18 protein-coding genes are annotated in these 21,041 nt (G+C 48.1%); 3 read left to right on the top strand and 15 right to left on the bottom strand.

The annotated features are described in order from the left end of the window. Window positions 1-3: 3 nt before the first annotated feature. The 5 genes from larB to BW952_RS04465 form a co-directional block, all read right to left on the bottom strand. Window positions 4-750: a nickel pincer cofactor biosynthesis protein LarB gene (gene larB / locus BW952_RS04485; RefSeq protein ID WP_045849308.1), complete on the bottom strand. Its 747-nt coding sequence runs from the start codon at window positions 748-750 to the stop codon at window positions 4-6. A 65-nt stretch (window positions 751-815) separates the two neighbouring features. After that, on the bottom strand, window positions 816-2,291 hold the full coding sequence (locus BW952_RS04480; protein WP_045849307.1) for a gluconokinase: 1,476 nt from the start codon (window positions 2,289-2,291) through the stop codon (window positions 816-818). After that, on the bottom strand, window positions 2,284-3,102 hold the full coding sequence (gene larE, locus BW952_RS04475) for an ATP-dependent sacrificial sulfur transferase LarE (RefSeq protein ID WP_045849306.1): 819 nt from the start codon (window positions 3,100-3,102) through the stop codon (window positions 2,284-2,286). Before larE ends, BW952_RS04480 begins: the two co-directional genes overlap by 8 nt. 18 nt (window positions 3,103-3,120) lie before the next feature. Beyond that, window positions 3,121-3,891 (bottom strand): SDR family oxidoreductase, encoded by a 771-nt coding sequence (locus BW952_RS04470; RefSeq protein ID WP_045849305.1) that lies wholly within the window; start codon window positions 3,889-3,891, stop codon window positions 3,121-3,123. Next, on the bottom strand, window positions 3,888-5,168 hold the full coding sequence (locus BW952_RS04465) for a nickel pincer cofactor-dependent isomerase, group 22 (RefSeq protein ID WP_045849304.1): 1,281 nt from the start codon (window positions 5,166-5,168) through the stop codon (window positions 3,888-3,890). The genes BW952_RS04470 and BW952_RS04465 overlap by 4 nt, the downstream gene beginning before the upstream one ends. A 55-nt stretch (window positions 5,169-5,223) precedes the next feature. Here BW952_RS04465 and BW952_RS19320 point away from each other — a divergent pair, with 55 nt between their 5' ends. Next, a complete protein-coding gene (locus BW952_RS19320) occupies window positions 5,224-5,364 on the top strand; it encodes a hypothetical protein (RefSeq protein ID WP_156149403.1) in 141 nt (46 codons plus the stop codon). On the opposite strand, the gene uxaC is transcribed toward BW952_RS19320, so the two are convergent. Continuing rightward, the gene (gene uxaC, locus BW952_RS04460; RefSeq protein WP_045849303.1) at window positions 5,353-6,756 is read right to left on the bottom strand and encodes a glucuronate isomerase; all 1,404 of its coding nucleotides are present in this window, start codon (window positions 6,754-6,756) and stop codon (window positions 5,353-5,355) included. The genes BW952_RS19320 and uxaC overlap by 12 nt on opposite strands. Before the next feature lie 183 nt (window positions 6,757-6,939). On the opposite strand from uxaC, the gene BW952_RS04455 reads away from it, so the two are divergent. Then, window positions 6,940-8,103: an ROK family protein gene (locus tag BW952_RS04455; protein WP_045849302.1), complete on the top strand. Its 1,164-nt coding sequence runs from the start codon at window positions 6,940-6,942 to the stop codon at window positions 8,101-8,103. A 201-nt stretch (window positions 8,104-8,304) separates the two neighbouring features. Here the strand turns inward: BW952_RS04455 and BW952_RS04450 are convergent, their stop codons facing one another. From BW952_RS04450 to murJ, 7 genes are all read right to left on the bottom strand, one after another. Beyond that, complete coding sequence (locus BW952_RS04450; RefSeq protein WP_045849301.1) at window positions 8,305-9,600, bottom strand: TRAP transporter large permease; 1,296 nt, start codon at window positions 9,598-9,600, stop codon at window positions 8,305-8,307. Beyond that, window positions 9,597-10,085 (bottom strand): TRAP transporter small permease, encoded by a 489-nt coding sequence (locus BW952_RS04445; protein WP_045849300.1) that lies wholly within the window; start codon window positions 10,083-10,085, stop codon window positions 9,597-9,599. Before BW952_RS04445 ends, BW952_RS04450 begins: the two co-directional genes overlap by 4 nt. Beyond that, entirely contained in the window at window positions 10,078-11,076 is a 999-nt protein-coding gene (locus BW952_RS04440; protein WP_045849299.1) for a TRAP transporter substrate-binding protein, read from the bottom strand. Before BW952_RS04440 ends, BW952_RS04445 begins: the two co-directional genes overlap by 8 nt. A 275-nt stretch (window positions 11,077-11,351) precedes the next feature. Then, window positions 11,352-12,284: a nuclease-related domain-containing protein gene (locus BW952_RS04435; RefSeq protein ID WP_045849298.1), complete on the bottom strand. Its 933-nt coding sequence runs from the start codon at window positions 12,282-12,284 to the stop codon at window positions 11,352-11,354. Between the two features lie 281 nt (window positions 12,285-12,565). Beyond that, window positions 12,566-13,984 (bottom strand): NADP-dependent phosphogluconate dehydrogenase, encoded by a 1,419-nt coding sequence (gndA, locus tag BW952_RS04430; protein WP_045849297.1) that lies wholly within the window; start codon window positions 13,982-13,984, stop codon window positions 12,566-12,568. Window positions 13,985-14,036: 52 nt separating this feature from the next. Further along, the gene (locus BW952_RS04425) at window positions 14,037-15,542 is read right to left on the bottom strand and encodes a hypothetical protein (RefSeq protein WP_045849296.1); all 1,506 of its coding nucleotides are present in this window, start codon (window positions 15,540-15,542) and stop codon (window positions 14,037-14,039) included. Next, window positions 15,539-17,056, bottom strand: coding sequence for a murein biosynthesis integral membrane protein MurJ (gene murJ / locus BW952_RS04420; RefSeq protein ID WP_175607563.1), 1,518 nt, complete (start codon window positions 17,054-17,056; stop codon window positions 15,539-15,541). The genes BW952_RS04425 and murJ overlap by 4 nt, the downstream gene beginning before the upstream one ends. Before the next feature lie 195 nt (window positions 17,057-17,251). Here murJ and BW952_RS19775 point away from each other — a divergent pair, with 195 nt between their 5' ends. Next, the gene (locus tag BW952_RS19775) at window positions 17,252-17,374 is read left to right on the top strand and encodes a hypothetical protein (RefSeq protein WP_269430715.1); all 123 of its coding nucleotides are present in this window, start codon (window positions 17,252-17,254) and stop codon (window positions 17,372-17,374) included. 178 nt (window positions 17,375-17,552) lie between these two features. Here BW952_RS19775 and BW952_RS04415 read toward each other — a convergent pair whose 3' ends face one another. Further along, the gene (locus BW952_RS04415; protein WP_045849294.1) at window positions 17,553-19,508 is read right to left on the bottom strand and encodes an S-layer homology domain-containing protein; all 1,956 of its coding nucleotides are present in this window, start codon (window positions 19,506-19,508) and stop codon (window positions 17,553-17,555) included. A 110-nt stretch (window positions 19,509-19,618) separates the two neighbouring features. Further along, window positions 19,619-20,632: a C40 family peptidase gene (locus BW952_RS04410; protein WP_052698340.1), complete on the bottom strand. Its 1,014-nt coding sequence runs from the start codon at window positions 20,630-20,632 to the stop codon at window positions 19,619-19,621. Window positions 20,633-21,041 lie beyond the last annotated feature (409 nt).

Raw genomic sequence — 21,041 nt, 5'->3', positions numbered from 1 at the left:
TTGTCATGTTGTGGCTCCTTTGTGAGCTAGTCGGTGAATAAGCACCGCATTATACGCTGCGCCGAATCCGTTGTCGATGTTCACGACACTGACGCCGGATGCGCATGAGTTCAGCATGGACAGAAGCGCGGATAATCCGTTGAAGTTCGCTCCATAGCCGATGCTGGTTGGGACGGCGATGATCGGATTTTCCACCAGTCCGCCAAGAACGCTTGGCAGAGCGCCTTCCATTCCCGCCACACAGACCGAGACATCGGCTCCGCGAATCTCATCGATATGTGCCAGCAGCCGGTGCAGCCCTGCCACGCCGACATCGTAAAACCGCCGAACCGGCACGCCGAGTGTTTCCGCCGTGACCGCTGCTTCCTCCGCTACCGGCAAGTCGGAGGTGCCGGCACAGACGATGGCAATGTAGCCCGCTCCTTCTGGCTTTTTTGTGACAAAGGATACTGTTCGAGCTGTTTCGTTATATGTAAGATCCGGCATTTCATTCAAAATAAACGCCGCTTTTTCCTGGGAAATACGCGTTGCCAGCACTTCATGGCCGCGTGATTTCAGCGATTCGATAATTGTTGTGATTTGCTCCGCTGTTTTCCCTTCGCCAAAAATGATCTCCGGGACGCCCTGCCGCTGGCGCCGGTGGTGATCAATTTTCACAAAGCCGAGATCCTCGTATGTGCCGAGTTCTTTTTTCGCCTCGGCTGCCGTTAATGTTCCGTTGGCTACGCGGGCCAAAATATCGTCAATCATGTGTGTCACCTGCTTTTAAAGTTTTCAGTGGCCGATCACTGACTGACCGGCCACTTTCAAATTGCTTATTTAAAATATTTAGCGGTATCCGCAGCGAGCGCAGCATACGTCTGATAAAGCGCTTGATAGGTTTGATGGCGGTCCATGTCAGGCTCAACGACATCGCCGGGCGGTACATTTTCTTTGATCTCTTTAAAGGAATCCACTTCACCAAGAGCGACGAGCGCTGTCCATGCCGCGCCCCAGGCCGCACTATGATGGCTTTCAGACATGTAGACGTTTTTGCCGAACACGTCTGCGAGCAGTTGAATCCAGATCGGCGAACGTGCGAGACCGCCATTTACATAAATTTTCTCCGAAGGACCGGCGATCCGTTCCAGCGCTTCTGCGATCTGGTACAGATTAAAGGTGATCCCTTCTAACACAGACCGGACAAAATGCGGGTGCTCATGCGTAATGCTCAAGCCGAAAAACGTTCCGCGCGCATTCTGGTTCCAAAGCGGTGCCCGTTCTCCATTAATATACGGCAAAAAGAACAATCCGTCTGCCCCCGGCTCCACCTGCGCGGCTTCTTCGGTAAATTCTGTATACGTTCCGGAATAGTTTAATGTTTTCTTCAGCCATTCCAGTGCAATGCCGCCATTGTTGGTCGGCCCGCCGATAATCGCCGTATTTTCTGTGAACATGTAGCAAAAGGTTTCATGCTTTTCACTGGCGCGAAACTCGTTTGTCCATTGACGGACGGCTCCGCTCGTGCCGGCTGTTATGGCCACCTCTCCCGGCAGGATCGCCCCGCTGCCAAGGTTCGCCAGCTGACCGTCCGCTGCCCCGATTACAAAGGGAAGGTCCGATGGAATGCCAATATACTTCGCTACGATCTCATTTAAGCCGGTCAGCTTATACGTCGGCGGCACCGGTGTGGACAGCTGCTGCTTGTCAACGCCAATATGAGCAAGAATGTCCTCATCCCACTTCAGCAAGGCACCGTTCAATAAGCCGCTTGCCGATGCCATAGAATAATCAACCACACGCTCGTTAAACCAGTGATACAGCACGTATTCCTTTAACGACATAAAATACGCTGCCTCATGAAAAGGCGCGTAGCCGGTTTCTTTCATCCAAATGAATTTCGTCAGCGGTGACATCGGATGAATAGGCGTTCCTGTTTTTTCGTAAAAGGCCGTGCCCTGCTCCTGCAGCAGCCGGGCTGCCTGTTCACTGCTTCGGCCATCTGCCCAGGTCATGGCCCGGGATAGAGCCCGTCCGTTTTCATCTACACAGATGAGAGAGTGCATCGCGCAGGAGAACCCGACCGACAGCAGCTCCTCCGCCGTAATATCCGCTTGCTCCATCGCTGCCTTCAACACAAAAACAGACGCGGATACGATTACATCCGGGTCCTGCTCAACAAAGCCAGGCTCCGGATAAAATGACGTATTCAGCTGTTCTGTTTCGGCGACGACATTGCCCTGCCGGTTAAACACAACTGCTTTTACGCTTGTTGTTCCAAGATCAAGACCAATTACAAACTGTTTAGACATTCTGAATATCCCTCTCCAGCGATTTATTCATGCTGCCGCTTTGATAGCCAGCCAGATCAAGCGATACGTACTTGTAGCCGAACTGCTTGAGCCGTTTGTCGATGGCAGCATGATAGTCAAGCACCAGCTGCATATCACCCGGCTCCACTTCAATCCGTGCTGTGTCGCCGTGTGTGCGGACACGAACCTGGCGGATAGAAAGTGACTTCAAGTATGCCTCCGCTTTATCCACTTTTGTTAACTTTTCCTGTGTGATTGTTTCTCCGTAAGCGATTCGTGACGACAGGCAGGCAAAGGATGGCTTGTCCCAGGTCGGCAGGTCCAGCTGCTTGGACAGCTGGCGAATTTCTTCTTTAAATAAATTCGCTTCCTGAAGCGGCCCGCGAATGTTTTTTTCCTTGGCTGCCTTCATGCCCGGCCGGAATTCATTCATGTCATCCGCGATGACACCGTAGACGATATTGCCGAAGCCGCGCTCCTCAAGCACCGGAATCAAATGGTCGAATAAGCTGCTTTTACAGAAGTAGCACCGGTTTTGATCATTTTCCGTATAGCCCGGAATCGCAAGCTCCGATGTTTCGATGACCATATGCCGCGCGCCGATCAGCGCAGCAAGCGTTTTCGCTTCCTCCAGCTCGCTTGATGGATAGGTTTCTGAATCCGCTGTGACGGCCAGCACCTGCTGTTCGCCTAATGTCTCCACAGCCGCTTTTAATAAAAAGGTGCTGTCAACGCCGCCGGAAAAAGCGACGACAACGGACCCCATGTCCCGAAGAATCTCCTGCAGCTTCCCGTATTTTTCCTCTGCCATCCTTTTTCACCCTTCCTGTTAAATCGTCATGCTGCCAAATCCGCCGTCCACCCGGATCGTTGTGCCGGTCACAAAGCTTGATGCCTTGTCTGACGCTAAAAACACAGCGGCGCCCTGCAGTTCATCCGGATCACCAAACCGGCGCATCGGCGTATGGTTCATAATAGATTCTGTCCGCTCCTCGCTTAAAATCTTCCGGTTTTGTTCCGCTGGGAAAAAGCCTGGAATGATAGCGTTTACGCGAATGCCTTCCGTTGCAAACTCCCGTGCCAAAAATTGTGTCACACTGTTTAATCCCGCTTTTGAAACAGAATATGTGAACACTTTAGACAGTGGCGTTGTAGAAGAAACCGAGGAAATGTTAATGATGCTTCCCACTCGCTTCTGCTCAATCATGCGCTTCGCAAACACCTGGCACGTCACAACGATTCCTTTTAAATTTACATTCATAATATCATCCCACTCGTCCATCTCCAAATCAAAAAACGGCGTCGTGCTGTTTTTTCCCGGTGCGTTCAGCAAAATATCCCATCCGCCGCTCCACGCTTCAATGTCTGCAGCCGCTTGTTCAAGCGCTTTTCTCGACACGACATCTGCCTGAAATGCTTTCGCTTCGCCGCCCATTTCCTGAATTTCCTTCACGACTTCATTTGCTTTGTCCAAATTGCGTCCGACAATGGCTACCTTCGCTCCGTGAGCGGCAAGCCCTTTTGCCATCGAAGCGCCCAAAACGCTGTTGCCGCCGATCGCGACGGCTGTTTTTCCGCTTAAATCAAATAATGTATTCATTTTGTTTCCTCCGTTATATTCCCATTTTCGTCAAACGTCCACGGCTTTGGTTCGGTCAGCACGTCTAGCTGCGGATGCTGCTTTACGTAGTCGTACAGCGCTTCAGAAACTTCAATTTCACCAATTTCAAGCGTGTTTTTAATCCGAACCATTTTCACGGTCGTGAAGTCCAAAATATTGCACGTTTTTATCGCTGCTTTAATCGCTTCCTGATCGTTTGCGAGTGTCGTGGCGATTTTCGTCGGCGCACAAACGGTTGACGTTAAGCCGTTGGCATACGTCGCTTCCCGGTCCATTTGGTCAACGAGGCGCTGCGTAGTGAAATCCGCTGTCCCGACGCCGTTCGCATTGCCTTCTGTTTCATGGGTCAAGTCCAGCACGACCATTTTGCTGACGTCCGGTCCACCCGTTGCGTATGGCGTCGGGAATCGGCCGGTAATATTCGGGTCCATGCCGTCGCCGCTAATGTTTTTGCCAATTTCATCAATGACCAGCACATCAATTTGGTCAAAAAACAGCTTTGGCAGCCGTTCCTTTGCTTTTACTTGCAGCTCTTTTTCGTTGTCGAGAATTTCCTGCTTCGTTAACACGTCCACGATCATCGCCCGGTCAAACGCGTTTTCCACTGTGGCAACGCCGAACAGGAACGGGCGCTCATCCATAATGATTTTCGCCATCGCCGGCACGTTTTCCGCCATGTATTTAAAGCCCATCTGGTGGCACGCTTCGGCTCCTTTTTGCTTGCCGAGGCCAATGCTGATCATCTTCATCAAGCCGCTTTCCACCGGTCCGCGAAACGCAGTATGCGGCTTAATGCGGTTAATGACAACAAGTCCGTCTGCTTCAGATGCGTACTGGTCGATATAAACCGGCAGCCCATTCTGGAGTTCACCGAGCTTCACAACCTCCATCGTGGAACGGATCTCGGCGCCGACGGTTTCTTCAGTAATGCCGAGATGACGCAATACATCCGTTTGTCCCTCAGCCGTTGCACCGCCGTGGCTGCCCATGCTCGGCACAATAAACGGCTCAGCTCCAAGGTCTTTTAAAAAAGCAATCGTCGCCGCTGTGATTTCCACGATCCGGTCGACGCCCCGGCTGCCGACTGCCACTGCAATTGACATGCCTGGCTTGATTTGCGACTTGATTTTTTCCTGGTCCAGCCCTTCCCGCAGTGCCGCTGTAATGTCGTCAATTTGCTCATTGTCAAAATGCTGCTTCACCTTTAGCATGTTCGGCATGGGGATATCCTTTAACAGCTCTTGTAAAATACCCATTTTCGTTTCCTCCTTTAGCATTGGCTTTTGTCTGTGGCCCCGGGTGGACCGGATTGTGACATGCGGTGACCGGAATGGAGCAAGCGATGACCGGATTCCGGATTTTCCGGTCATCCACTATGCGTTTCCGGTCGACAGGTCCGTTTTTCCGGTCAGCGCTGCGCCATCCAGCCGTGTGTTACAGTCAGCGGGCTAAAAAGTACCGCTCTGCATTTTCATACCCGATATTTCGCACCATTTGCGCTAAAAATTCTTCATCATTAACGGCTTTTCCCTGCTCGGCCCACTCCCCTAAAAGATTACACACAATCCGGCGGAAATAATCGTGGCGCTCATAAGAAATAAAGCTGCGAGAATCGGTCAGCATGCCGATAAAGTGGCTGAGCATGCCAACATTGGCGAGCATTTTCATCTGCAGCTCCATGCCGTCGAGATGATCGTTGAACCACCAGGCAGAGCCGAACTGAATTTTCCCCGGCACACCCGCTTCGTAAAAGTTGCCCATCATGCCGGCCAGCACGGCGTTGTCTTTCGGATTTAAGTTAAACAAAACCGTTCTTGGCAGGCTTCCTTCTTTTTCAAGCGCGTCCAGGAACCGGGACAGCCCTTCTGCTACATCGCCGTCACCCGGTGAATCAAAGCCCGTGTCCGGACCGATTTTTTCCTTCATCGGCGTATTGTTGCTGCGCATCGCTCCCATATGAAGCTGCATGACCCATTTCTTTTCAGCATACATTTGGCCGAGCTCCTTTAATAGGAAGGACCGGTAGCTGATAATATCTTCTTCGGTTAAAGATTCATCGTTCATTCGCTTCTCAAAAACCGCTTCCGCTTCTGCTTTAGTCGTTTCCCGGTAGACCATTTTCTGAACGTCGTGATCCGATGCGCGACCGCCCTGCTCATGGAAAAAGTCCACACGCTGCTGCAGTCCGGCCAGGAAGTCGGAGAACGAGTCCGCTTTTATGCCTGATACATCTGACAGCTTCTCGAGCCACGCGGTAAAGGCCGGACGTTCAATGAACAGCGCACCGTCCGGGCGGAAGGTTGGTGCCACAGTTGTATTAAACGAGTCATCCTCTGCCAGCAATTGATGATAACGCAGCGTCGAAACCGGATCATCCGTCGTCCCGACAAACGCAACATTCGATTTTTTAATAAAGTCACGCGGCAGGCAGCCCGGCTTTTTCAGCTTTTCATTGCATTCTTCCCAAATGGCTTTTGCGGTTGCCGGCGACAGCAGCTGATCGACGCCAAAATACGTTTTCAGCTCCATATGCGACCAGTGATACAGCGGGTTGCCGATTAAATGCGGCACCGTTTCAGCCCAGGCAGCGAACTTCTCCCAGTCACTTGCATTTCCGGTGATGCGCGCTTCGTCAATGCCATGCATCCGCATCAATCGCCATTTGTAATGATCTCCGCCAAGCCATAGCTGCGTCATGTTTTCATACGGCTTGTTTTCCCATATTTCCTGCGGCGGCAAATGGCAGTGGAAATCGAAAATCGGCAAGTCCTTTGCTGCTTTTTCGTACAGGGCAATCGCCGTTTTGTTGTAAAGCAGGAAATGGTCTGTTAAAAATGATGTCATCTTAAACTCCTCCTTCAAAATGAAAGCCTTTTCTTTACTTGTGAAAAAAATCGTCTTTTTAATTTGTTCACCAAACTAATTAATGTATAATAAGCTTATCACCCCTTTTTAAAACCGTCAATATCCCTTTTTATCCGATGGAAAACCTGTATAATATGAATCAAGAATGAAGGAGGATGTACTATGGCTGCAACCGGCGATGCCGCTTACATAAAGCAAATTAACCGCTCACTCATTTTGCAAAAAATTATTGAAAAAAAAATGATCTCCCGAGCGGATTTATCTAAATTGACTGATTTAACGAGAGCCACCATTTCCGTTCAGGCGGCCGATTTGCTTGAAAAGGAGCTTGTGGTGGAAACACAGCTTGAGCACCATTCTGTCGGCAGGCGGCCGATTATGCTGTCGATTAACGGGCAGGCAGGCTTCGTGCTTGGCATTGATCTGGACCTCGGTGCGATGACATTTGCCCTGTCAGATCTGGCTGGAAAGGTCGTCCGCCTGGAAACCATTCCTCTTCAATCGGATTCGTATGAAGAAGTGGTGAAAACAGCGGCAAAAAACATCCGCCGCATTCAATCGTATTGCGAAGAAAGCCGCTACGGACTGGTCAGCGTCGTTGTTGGTGTTCACGGCCTTGTGACGCTGGAGGAGCATGTTCACTTCGTTCCTCGTCTCGGATGGACAGACGTTTCGCTGAAAACGGACCTGGAGGAAGCGGCCGGACTGCCAATCACCCTTGAAAACAATGCCAATCTTTGCTCGTTTGCAGAACGGGTATATGCGCATCCGGAAGCGAAGAACCTGCTCGGCGCCAGTTTTTCCTCCGGTATCGGGCTCGGCATGATGATGAATGAAGATTTTTTCAAAGGGGAAAACGGATTTGCCGGAGAAGCGGGACACATGATCGTCGTGCCAAACGGACGGCCATGCAGCTGCGGCAATAAAGGCTGCTGGGAGCAGTACGGGTCCGAATCAGCGCTTTTCCGTGAGCTGTCCGTTAAAAAGAAACAGGAAACAATCACACGCGCAGATGTCATTGACTGGATTCAAGCCAGAGATGAAACGGTCATGGAGATGATGGACGAGTTTCTCTTTTATTTAAGTGTCGGGCTGAATAATATGATTAACTTATACAACCCGAATGTTGTCGTCTTGAACAGCGAATTGCTCCGGTTTTACCCGGAAGCGATTAAGCGGATTGAAGCGCAGCTCGTGTCGGACATCAGCCATTACCGGGAGCTGCACATTTCAAAGCTCGGCAAGCAGGCATGCTCACTCGGCGCCTGCGCACTCGGCATTAAACAGTTTTTCCACATTTCCACGCTGCAGCTGGAAATGGACTAACGGCATCGCCGGTATATTTCATTTATCGCTGATAAGTTGGCCGCTAACGCCGGTATAGTCAGTTATCGGCGTTAGCATGGCTTTTACCGGCGTTATGTCAGATTTACCGGCGATCGACCGATTTTATCAGCGCTCATCCACTATATCGGCGGTGCACCAAACGAAAAAGACGGCCCCTTGTTTAAAGGGGACCGTCTTTTTTTATAGTCCTAGCAGCTGAGGCAGAAACAGGCTGAGCTGCGGAATAAACGTGATTAGCAGCAGAACAACAATGACCGCTGCGAAAAAAGGAAGCAATGGCTTAATGACTTGCTCAATCCGGACATCGGCGACACTGCATCCGACGAACAGAACACTTCCGACAGGCGGCGTCATGTTTCCGATACATAGCGCGAAGCAGATGATCATGCCGAAATGAATCGGGTCCATGCTGAACGTCTCTGCAATCGGCAGAAAAATCGGTGTGAAAATCAGAACCGCTGGCGTGATGTCCATAAATGTCCCGATAACGAGCAAAATGAAAATCATAATCAGCAAAATGCCGTACTGATTATCCGTCAGGGAAAGCAGCGCTTCACTCATCGCCTGCGGCAGACCTGTGTAGGACATAACCAGTGAGAAAAGAGCCGAAGCGGTGATTAAAAACAAGATCATGCCGGTTATATCCACCGTTTCTTTGAAAATAGCCGGAAGATCCTTTAGTTTGATACTTTTGTAAATCATCGACAGGATAACGGAATAGACAACCGCAACCGCCGCTCCTTCTGTGGCTGTAAATACGCCGCCGACAATACCGCCGATCACGATAAAGATGAGCAACAAACTCGGGACAGCACTCCAGATAATGTACAGTACATCCCGCGCTCCAGGCATTGGAGACACTTCATACTTTTCTTTTTTGGCGATAAAATAAGCAACAATCATGACCGCAATGCCCCATAAAATACCTGGAACATAACCGGCAACAAACAGCGACGCAACAGACGTGCCGCCGCTCACAAGAGAATACACGATCAGCAGCGAGCTCGGCGGAATGATTAATCCTGTTGGCGCTGAGGCAATGTTCACCGCTGCGGAATACGTTGTTTTATATCCCTGTGCATTTTGCATCGGTGTCATGATCCGCCCCATTGCGGCCGCTGAAGCGACACTGGAGCCCGAAATCGAACCGAACAGCATGTTTCCAACCGCATTCGTATGAGCGAGAGAGCCCGGCAGGCGTCCGACCAGCACTTTCGCAAAATTGATTAAACGAAACGCAATTCCGCCGTTGTTCATCACAATTCCGGAAAGCACAAACAGTGGAATTGCGAGCATCGTAAAGTTGTCAATCCCGGTTACCATCCGCTGCGCCGACGCAAGAATCGCCACGTCAAACGGCATGATGAGCATAAACGTTAAAATGGAGCTGATAATAATCGCCACGGCGATCGGTGCCCCGAAAAACATGAGGAAAAAGAAACTTGCAAACAATAAAATTCCTGCGATTGCGGTCATTGCTTCACCACCTCTTCTCCCCCTGCTTCAACATGGTTTTTCATGTTGAGAATCGTATACAAAATAATAAACAAGCCGCTGACAGGAAGCGCTGCGTACACAATCGCCATGGAAATGCCGGTTGCGGCCGCTGTTTGCGACATCGTCAGAAGAACAATTTTAACGCCGCCATATACCATCAGGGCCGCAGTCAGCACAATAATCAGGAGGTCTGTTATTTTCTCCATCATTCGCTGTGTCCCCGCTCCCAGCTTTTCCTTGAAAAACAAGATCGCAATATGTTTTTTAGCCCCGAATACGTAGGCAGCGGACAGCAGGCTGAACCAGATCAGCAAATAGCGGATCGTTTCCTCTGTACCGGGGGAGGAAATATTAAAAACGTACCGCGCAAGCACCTGCCACATGGACAAAACAACCATCGCCGTCAACAGCGAAGCCGATACACCTAGAAGCAATTTATCGAGTGTCGTTTTTACTTTATTCATTCGTCTCAGCTCCTTCAATCAGCTGGTAAATATCTTTGGTTTTTTCATTTTCCGCATATTCCTTATGAAGCGGTTCCACGGATTTCATAAAGGCTTCCTTGTCCACCTGCAAAAATTCAACGCCCATTTCATTTTGAGCGGTTTCTTTTACTTCCTCAATTGTTTTATTCCAGACATCCTCATGATAAAGCGTGGATTCTGCTGCTGCTTCTTGAATAAGTGCCTGCTCTTCATCTGAAAATGACTTGAGGCTTTCCGCATTCATGATCAGCATATCCGGCACAATCTGATGCTCTGTATACATGTACTTTTTCGCCACTTCGCCGTGGTTGTTGCTGACGAGAGCGGATTCATTGTTTTCCGCTGCGTCAATAACGCCGGCCTGCAGCGCCGTGTACACTTCACCGTAGGCCATTGGCGTCGGCGTGCCGCCAAATGCTTCAATCATCTTCACGCTCGTCTGACTTGGCTGAACACGCACCTTTAATCCATTCATTTCATCCGGACTGTTCACCGGCTGATTTTTCGTATAAAGATTCCGGACGCCCGCATTGTAGTACGTCAACCCGACAAAGCCAATCTCCTCGGTCTGGTTGTAAATCTTACTTGTTACTTCCTCATTTTGCATCGTACGCTGGAAATCCTTGTAGTCATCAAAAACGTACGGAAGGCTGAAAATGGAATAATCCGGCTCAAATCCTTCTAAAGCGCTTGCACTCACCTTTGAAATATCAACAGCGCCGGTTTGTGTCAGTTCGATTACTTCCCGCTCGCTTCCCAGCTGGCCGTTTGCATAAATTTTCACCTTAATGTTCTGATCGGATTTTTCCTCCACCAGGCGGCCGAATTCGACTAAAGACTGGTGGATTGGGTGTTCAAGCGGCTGATTATGGGCAAGTCTCAGCTCTCTTACCCCATTTTCAGCTGCAGGACTCTGGCAGCCCGCTACGATGAGCAGCGTCATGATAAACGGCAGCAAGACTTTTTTCATCTTGTATTTCCTCCTCTTCTTATCATCAAGCGCTTCCAAAAACGCTTTTTAATTTGTAAACTAAACAAACTAATTATTTTATATCAAAAATACAGGTAAATTGCAACCGGATTCATTTAATTTTGTTGATGCCATCGCTGATATCTTTCAATTATCGCCGGTAAGTTGGGTGCTAACGCCGGTATATGTGAATACCGGCGTTAGCATGACTTTTATCAGCGGTATTTCACATTTACCGGCGATCGACGGGTTTTATCGGCGTTAACACAAGTTTGTTACTCCTCTTGCTTCCACTTATTTGGAAACTGATAGACTCTTCCCTTTCCTTCTCCTTTTTGTTCAACTGCCCATTTTTGCAGCAGCCTTTTGGCAACGAACTCCGATTGAATACCGAGGAAAGCTCTGATTGTTCCATTGGATGCCTGTGTGCCGAACAAATGGACATACTCTTTTAAAGCGATGAGATGCGGGTCTTTCATCACTTTTCTGCATTTTGTGCAGATCCAGCTTCTTTTTATTCTTTTGATGGACCAGCGTCCACAGTTTTCACAATGGATACCTGACTGAAGATGGGCGGGCAAAATATCAAATTGCCTCATGACATTCGGGTCGTGTGGTTGGTGATGCTCCGCTAGTTTATTCGCTAACTGATGAACTTCATGTTTCGTTAATAGCATGGGCTTTTCTTGATGAAATTCGTCTAGTTTCGCAGGAAGTTCCTGAACATAAAGGAGGAGCGATGAATCGAAGGAATCTGGTGGAGTGATGGTCAGATGGACGTTTGGATGAGTAAAAACAACAGCTGCGGTAATCGGAATGGGCTTATCAAGCCATTGTTCCAGTCCCCTTTTATGCCGCAGCACCTGGGTAATTGGATCTTCATATGCAATTTGACCTCTTTTCAGCTGCCTCGTGACGCGGTCCAAAACAAGGTTTCCGCTAAAATATTTTGCATCCAGGATAATAATCATGTGCTGCGTGATCACGACTGTATCCATTTGAAAATGGGTATAGCCACTCTGAAAAGGAAGCCGGATGTCATGCAGAATACGCACTGTCCCCTTTACCTCAGACAAATAATAAAGCAGCCGTTTTTCTCCTGTGAATCCAGCTTCACATTTTGCCAGTTCTTCTTCAATATCGCGCTTTGGAATGATTAGCCTTTTTTGCAAGGTCGTTATTTTTGTATGAAAGATCGATTTCTTCACTTTTTTCCTCTCCTTTCAATCGAATCATACTATGCATTGCCCTTATTTGCACGTAATTTACAAATTCTTCATAATCCTCCTACTTCTTGCGCCGATATATTTTAATTATCGCTGATATACTATGCGCTAACGGCGGTATATTCAGATACCGGCGTTAGCGCCCCACTTATCAGCGGTATTTCACTTTTACCGGCGATCGGCCCATTTTATCGGCGTTAGCCACATCGACTCACATCAAAAAACCCCCGCCAGCGTAACCGGCGAGGGCCATACAATCCATTTTATTTCTCCATCCACTCTGTGTGGAATGTGCCTTCTTTGTCCACACGCTTGTACGTGTGTGCGCCGAAGTAGTCACGCTGCGCCTGGATCAGGTTAGCAGGCAGTGTTTCGGTACGGTAGCTGTCGTAGTAAGCAATTGCGCTTGCGAATGATGGCACTGGAATGCCTGTTTCGATCGCAAGAGAAACCACTTTACGAAGCGACGTTTGGTAGTTTTGAACGATGTCTTTAAAGTAGCCGTCAAGAAGCAGGTTTGGCAACGATGGATTCGCATCGAAGGCTTCTTTGATTTTTTGCAGGAACTGCGCACGGATGATGCAGCCGCCGCGGAAAATCATGGCGATGTCGCCGTAGCGAAGATCCCAGCCATATTCTTCTGATGCTGCTTTCATTTGAGCAAAGCCTTGTGCATATGAGCAGATTTTGCTCATGTACAATGCCTGGCGAACGGCTTCGATCAGGTCTTTCTTTTGATCTTCGCTTACTTCAGATGCCGTTGGGCCGCTTAGCTGCTTGCTTGCTTCCACACGCTCATCCTTCAAAGCAGAAATAAAGCGCGCGAAAACAGATTCCGTGATAATTGGAAGCGGCACGCCGAGGTCAAGCGCGTTTTGGCTCGTCCATTTGCCTGTTCCTTTTTGGCCGGCTGCATCCAGGATCACGTCAACAAGCGGCTTGCCTGTTTCGTCGTCTTTTTTCGTAAAGATGTCCGCTGTAATTTCGATCAAGTAGCTGTCCAGCTCGCCTTTGTTCCACTCAGCGAATGTTTCAGCCAGCTCTTCTGTTGACAAGCCGATGACATGCTTCAGGATAAAGTAGGCTTCTGAGATCAGCTGCATATCGCCGTACTCGATGCCGTTATGCACCATTTTCACGTAATGGCCTGCACCGTCCGGACCGATGTATGTTGTACATGCTTCGCCATCTACCTTAGCAGCAATTGCTTCGAAGATTGGGCGAACGAGTTCAAATGCTTCGCGCTGGCCGCCTGGCATGATAGAAGGTCCTTTAAGCGCACCTTCTTCCCCGCCCGATACACCTGTACCGACGAAGTTTAAGCCAAGACCGGCAAGCTCTTTGTTGCGGCGAACGGTATCCTGGAAGAATGTGTTTCCTCCGTCGATAATGATGTCGCCTTTATCAAGGTAAGGTTTCAATGAATCGATCGTTGCGTCTGTTGCTGCACCTGCTTTTACCATAAGCAAAATTTTACGCGGTTTTTCAAGAGAGTTTACAAATTCCTCAACGCTGTACGCGCCTTTGAAATTTTTCCCTTTTGCTTCTTCTTGCAAAAATGCGGTTGTTTTATCAGCTGAGCGGTTGAATACAGCGACAGAATAGCCTCTGCTTTCAATGTTAAGCGCCAGGTTTTTGCCCATTACGGCCAAACCGACAACACCAATTTGTTGTTTTGTCATGTGTGAATCCTTCCTTTCTTTTTTTCCCCTTAATTAAGCATTATAGCGAAAGTTATTTTGAATTTAAATACTGTTCTTTACTTTCAATTAATTTCTGCAAAATTGGGCTGGGACTTCCACCAAGTTCTTTCCAGTTTTTTTCGTGTCTTTGAAGATCATAAAGCGTCAGCAATTCATAGTCACCGCCGTCAAATGTCCCGTCCCGGTTGATCTGATACCAGAGGTCGCCGGTCGGCCGAATCCATTTTTCCCCAGTCGATTCGATCGCTTTGCGGATATCCCGGGCAGCGAATAAATATTTTTTATCCTCAGTGACGCGGTATGCCTCGATGAACATGTTGGCCTCGCCAAGCGCATGGTTAAGCGACGCATGAATAAACTGCTTTCCTTGCTGCGGCGAATAATAATCGGCCGGATAATAACCGGTTTCCGCAGGCACAATGTTATCAATGCTGATCAAATTCAGCAAGTAATCACTGTAATCGACAAGTGCGGCTTCGAGCTCCGGCACACCGAGCTCCTTCCCGATCCGGTGCAAATACAGCGCAATCAGCTCGTTGTGCCGCGTGTCCACATACGGAGCGGTAATGTCATACTTTTGCTTTAGCCACGTGCTGGTGAATTCTGTTTTCCAGATCACATCATCGCGGCTTTCCCGGTAGGCCCACAGGTTTGCGGCTGATTGAACGGTTAAATTGTAAAAGTAACGGTCCTTGTATTTGAAAAAACGATCCACCGCTTCTTTTTCAATCATCGTGCCGAGATAGCGTCCGTATCCTTCCTTCGTGAACGGCTCAACCGACCACGGCAGCTTTTTCATCGGACCGTCCACAGTGAACCAGTTGTTCACTTCTTTATAGTTTTCTTTTTGAAACGTAATCCATTCATTTAAATGATTGGTTTCACTAAAAAGCGGCTCCTCCGCCAGCAAAAACCATTGTTCGGTAATTTCGTTTCGTTCCGCTGATAAGTCAAATGCCACTCCTGCTTTTGAGTGGGTCAGTGTATTTTTTTCTGACAGGAGCTCCCGAAGCGTGCTTTCACGCCCATTTCCGTAAAGCTCGCTCATCGTTTTGGATGAAAAAGAATGGCTCATGACCAGTTCGTTCATGAACTGATGGTTGTCGGTAAAACGGAACAAGCCTACCGGCGGTTTTGTCGGGTCCGTTCCTGTTACTTTATTGTGTTCGCGCTCCGGCATCTCCTGCGCCCAGTCAATCAAATAATAATCGTCGGCGCCCTTCATCGCAATCGTGCCTTTTAAGGCGCCCTTTCCATCCAGACGGAGCATAACAAACCGGTCGCCATTATTCAGCTTTCGGACCGTTACCGTGACAGCGGCTGAACCGCTGTCTATTTCATAAACGGTATCCTCGTACAAAGCGTCGAGCCCCTCCGGCTGATATTGACGCTCCATTCTCAGATTCTCTGACGTCAACAGCAATGACCGGCTGCCGAGCGGAATCTCCACTTCATTCCGCGCTGTTTCCTCTTCTCCACTGGCCGTACAGCCTGCTAGCAGCATGATGAAAAACAGAAGAAAAAATCGTTTTTTCACGACAAAGCTCCTTTGTTGCGTTTGACGAGGCTGAGAAGCTTGCGGAATCCTTCTTTATAAAAAAGAAACAAGCCGATCACATACAGAACCATGCCAGCCGGGACAAGAATCGCCAGCTGCCAGAGCGAATACAGCCCATCAACAAATGGACGCATGAAATAAAGCGGCAGCGCCATAAAAGCGGTGACGATAGTCGTCCGGACAAGCAGACCGATCAGCCTCGCCGGTTCCGACCGTTCGAAATCTTTGTAAACAAAAATCGTGCACGTGGTTAAGTAATAAAGCGAGACGATGGATGTCGTCAGCGCCAATCCCGGGTAGCCGAACGGACCGATAAACAGCCAATTCAGCACCACATTAATCGCAATTGTAAAAACGCTGATCCGGAAAACCGTTTTTGTTTTGCCCTGGGCATACAGCGCTTTAGCGACAATATACTGCATTCCCTGTGTAACAATCGTCGGCAAATAAAAAACGAGCGCCACATATGTATTGTGCGTATCCTCGGCGGTAAACTTCCCGCGTTCGAAAATAAAAGACAGCGCCTCTTCTCCGACAACCCATAGTCCGGCCGCAATCGGTGCAAGTGTAAGAAGTGAAATTTGCATGCCGCTGAAAAACGTGTTTTGAAAGCGTGTTTGATCTTTTATTTGTTCCGCCAGCAGCGTAAAAATGATAACCGCAATCGTCGTTGCATAAATGGTGTGCGGGATCGATGACAGAAGCTGTGCGTTGTTTAAATACGTGACCGGTCCTTCTCCTATTCCGGATGCAAAGCTTTTGTTGACAAATACATTAATCTGGCCAACGACCGAGCTGAGAATGGCCGGGGCGAGAAGAATCAAAAAGGAGTGCTGAAATTCCTTGTCCCCTGACAGCACCGGCTTCCACCGGTAATCCGTTTTAAATAAATAAAAGAATTGAACGAAAATCCCGAGAATGGTACCCGCGATAAAACCGTAAGCAAGACTGGCGATGCCCCATTGTTCAGAAAAGAGCAGCGCAAATGTCACCCCGACAACCGTCTGGAGAAGCTTCGCCACTTGTGATGGGACAAAAATCCGCCGCCCCTGCAAATAGGAGTCTAAAATACTCGTCAAGGCGATAAACGACATAAACACAAAGAAAAAGCGTGTAATCGAAATCGCAGTTGCCGCCGTTGGTTCCGTCATATTGCCGTAAATAAGCGGCACAAACCATGGCGCAAAGACATATCCGAGGATGGATACGACTATAAATAGAAGAAAGGTGACATTCATGATCGCACTGGCCGTCCGGTCCGTGCGTTCCGGATTATCCTGACGGTTTTTCACATAAAGCGGCAGAAACACGTTATTGAAGCCGCCCGCGATCATGGCAATCGCCAGTGTAATAAAAGAGAACGCCAGCAAGTATCCATCCGTTTCACTGCTGACACCAAATTTGTAGGCCATGATGCTCTCACGCACAAAGCCTGACAGCTTTACAATAAGCGCAAATAATGCAAGCCATAGCGCTGTTTTTTTCAAAGACATAATTGTCGTACACCCCAGTTTTTATTTAAGTTTCCATTATATATTTTACCTTATTTCCCTGTTTCGCGCGAGAATCCCTCCCGAAAAGAAACTATGTCAGATAAGCTAACAAAATGAAACACAGCACCGCTTTTCTGATTTATAGTAAAGATACATTAAAAATACATCTTCTGAAAACGAAAGGAGTTTTTCTACATGAAAATTTTCACTTTCTTCTACGGATTTTTAGCCAATGGCGATGCAAATAAAGAGGTTTCACATAACTTAACGGATTCTTTCACAGGAATCGAGTCTTACTGGACGTCTTCTTCTAAATAAAGAGAAAAAAAGCTATCTTCTGCAGATAGCTTTTTTTCGTGGACCGGAAAGTTGTGTGTGACGACCGGAATAGTGCTTGCGATGACTGAATCGTCGCTTTTCCGGTCGTCGGTTCGGGATTCCAGTCCTTTTAGTGAGTAATCCGGTCCACAGCTTGATTTATCCGGTCGTTACTCGTTTACTTGGCAATTGGCAGCTTGTTAATATACGAGCTGTAAATATAGCCGTCTGTCCGCGCAGGAACGTCTGAAACAACCTTCGCCCATTCGCCGTCCTGAAGAATCGTAACAGGCATTCTGCTCAATTTATACGTATAAAGCAAACTTCCGCTTGCACTGACGCGCACGTTTAAATCCTCGGTATTGGTAAAGCCGAGTGTATATTGCTTGTCAAAGTCCTTGCCGCCGAGTGCTTGATCCACTGTGTACATGTGGCCGGCAAGCTTGGCTCCCCAGTTTGGATCAGATGCATACTTCACGTTGACGCCATTTGATTTGTTGCCCGGTGCCGCACCGTATGCCCGCCAGGCGTTCGGTGTAAAGTAGCCGCCCCGCCAGTCATTCGGCAATCCGGTTAAATAAGCGTCAGCTAAATGAACAACGCCCTCCTCAACTGAAGCAAAGGCTTTGCCGCCGCTCGGAGCGCTGTCGAACACGGCGATGCCGAATAAGTTGTTCAGCTTTTGCGCTTTGTCACTCATGCCGTAGTCACTTTCATGAATGGCCATGCTGAGAATTAAGAGCGCATTCACGTTATACTGGCTTTCTACTTTTTTCGCAATGGTACCGAGGCCAATCAGTTTGCTTTTTGTCGTGGCATTTTGATATTTTGCCAGTCCCATTGCTTCGCGTTCGGCTAGTACCTTTTCAATATAGCGGTCTAGCTCCTCCGCCGTGTAGCTCGTTTTCACACGGCCTGATAAAAATTGAAAATATTGATATTCACGACCGGCCTGCTGGCCATTTTCCAAATAAAAAGACTGGCCGTCCCAGCTGTAATATTTCACACCGGTCCGCATAAATGACGGGGCAGGCCCTGCAATATACGAAACGGTTTTATTTGTATCGACGTTATAGATGTAATGAACGAGCAAATCATTTGAAACCATGTAATACCCGCGGCCGGCTGCCCCTTCAAAAGGAACTAGACGCGTGTCTGCCTGCTTCATATAATAGTTCTCTCCGCCGAGATACACTTTTACGTATGTATCACCTGATGTTACATACTGTAATTCTGTTGATATGCCGCTGCTGCCAATCGCTGACGCCGTGACATACGTTTTAGCTGTTGTCAGCGTTGCATCAGTATACAGGTTAACTGTCGTGGCATTGCTTGCCGGCTTCGCAAACACTACCCCGCCATATTCCTTCATATAAATAATTTTGCCATCCTTTGTTACAAGTTCAGAACCGCCCTTTGTCATCGCTTGCTTTGCCAGATCAAAAGATTCATATTGCATAGCGGAACGCGTTACATTGCCCTCAGCATCGATATTAGCAGTTTGATAGGCTTTTGCCGGCGGCTCCGGTAAATCGCCCTCAAGCAAGCGGTAAATGAAGGCAGCGGCCTGATCACGGCGTGCGTTGTCATCCGGGCCAAACCGTCCATCTGTGTAGCCGGAAATAATGCCAAGGCTAACACTTTTTCCGATGGCGATGCGATGGGTGGAGCTGATCCCGTCAAGATCTGTGAAGATAGGAGCGACATAAGCGGCTTCTTTCCCAAGATAACGAAGGGCGTTATCAATCATCAGTGCCATATCTTTACGGATAATCGTGTCCTTCGGCGAAAAGTTTCCGTTAGAGCCGCCATTGACGATTCCAGCGGCTGCGGCGGCGTTAATATAAGGAGTGAGCTTTCCTGATGCCGGAACGTCTTTAAAAACAGACGGACCTGCCGGAAGTTCCAGCGCACGCGCTAAAAAGGTGGCAAACTCTTCACGTGTGACGTTGTTTCCGGGCTTGTATGTACCGTCTTCATAGCCGCTCATTACACCGGCGGCAATAATCGCCCGCAGCTCTGTTTCAAGTGTAATGCCGGTGACGTCATCGGCCGCTTGAACTTTGTTGTTTAGCAATGGCAGAAGTGGGAATAATAAAACAAGCGCCATCACGATTGATACTGCTTTTTTCATCCTAGATTGAAACTCCCTTCAATTTGTGGTGGCCTTCATTTGGAACTATTTCTATTATATAGAAAAAACAGCCCCGGGGTAAGGGTCCGGGACTGTTTGTTTTCTTACTATTATTGAGCGTTCATTGCATTGTAGATTGCTACTGTGAATGCTTCGCGTGTTGCGTTGTGTGTTCCGTAGAACTTCTCGCCTTTGAAGAGGCCAGTTTTATCAATCGATGCCATTGTCACGACACCTTCGTATGCCCAGTGGTCTGCACGAATGTCAGAATAGCCGATGCTCGCTGCTGCTGTTTGAGACATTTTCAGCTCAAATGCACGCTGGATGATCGAAGCCATCTCGTTACGCGTCATTTCTTCTTCTGGACGGAATGTTTTGTCATCAAATCCGTTGATGATGCCTGCTTCACGAATCGCTGCAATATCATAAGCGAAACGGTAAGACTTCGGTACATCTTTAAAGTGGCTCATCACTTCCGGCTTCAAGCCAAGAACACGGTTCATGATCGCCGCTGCCTGGCCGCGCGTTACTTTTGCGTCCGGACGAAATGTATAATCTTCGAATCCATTGATTACTTCTTTATCTGTCAATGCTTTAATAGCGGAGTATGTTGTTTCTGATTTTACTACATCTGTGAACCAGTCTGGTTTTACTTCTTCCTTGATCACGCGTTTTGCTCCTGCGTATTTCGGACCCCAGTATGAGTTGTTCATTGAAACAAGTGCGATGCCTTGACTTGACGTTGCGTTCAATACCATATTGCCGCCTGCGTATACACCAACGTGTGAAATGCCTGCTTTATATGTATTTGCGTAAAAGATCAGGTCGCCTGGCTGTAAATCACTTTTTGAAACTGAAGTACCTACTTTGTACTGCTGTTCTGCTGTTCTTGGCAGTGACAACCCGGCAGCATTTTTATAAATATATTGTGTAAATCCGGAACAATCAAATCCTCGTGGTGTTGTTCCACCAAAGACGTAAGGGACACCCATAAATTTCTTACCGTAAGTCACGATCGATTCTCCGACAGACGCCGCTTCCGTTTTAAACGATGTCAGCGGGGACAGAGTCAAAAGCATGACTGCGGCGATAAAAGCCGTTATTGCTTTTTTACAACTGTTCACTATAAACCTCCCAGTTTCTCTTTCGCTCTCTTTTAATCTCTCTGAGAGTAATTGTAGCAAAGATAAACCTAAAATTACGTTACGTTTCTATTACAGTAAGCTACACTTTCATGACACTGGTAACAAAGGGTTTTGAATGATTTTAAACCAAATTTTAGAATACATTAGATGATACTGGGAATATTTGAGCTAAATTTGAGCGGGCTACAAATAGTTGACACGAAACTGAAATTAAACTGAAAATTAAATATATTATGATTTATCAAAAAACCTGTCGACTGTTGCCGGCAGGTTTTTTCATAGTGTTGAAAAACAAACGTGTCAAGGGATTACAGAGGTCTTTTTTATGAGCAAAATAAAGGCCTTTGTCTTTTCTAGAAAAGAACATTCAGGGGCTCCGGGCTGCCGG

Source organism: Domibacillus enclensis, from assembly GCF_900156125.1.
Taxonomy (GTDB): Bacteria; Bacillota; Bacilli; order Bacillales; family Domibacillaceae; genus Domibacillus; species Domibacillus enclensis.
This window is presented reverse-complemented; position numbering and strand designations above follow the sequence as displayed.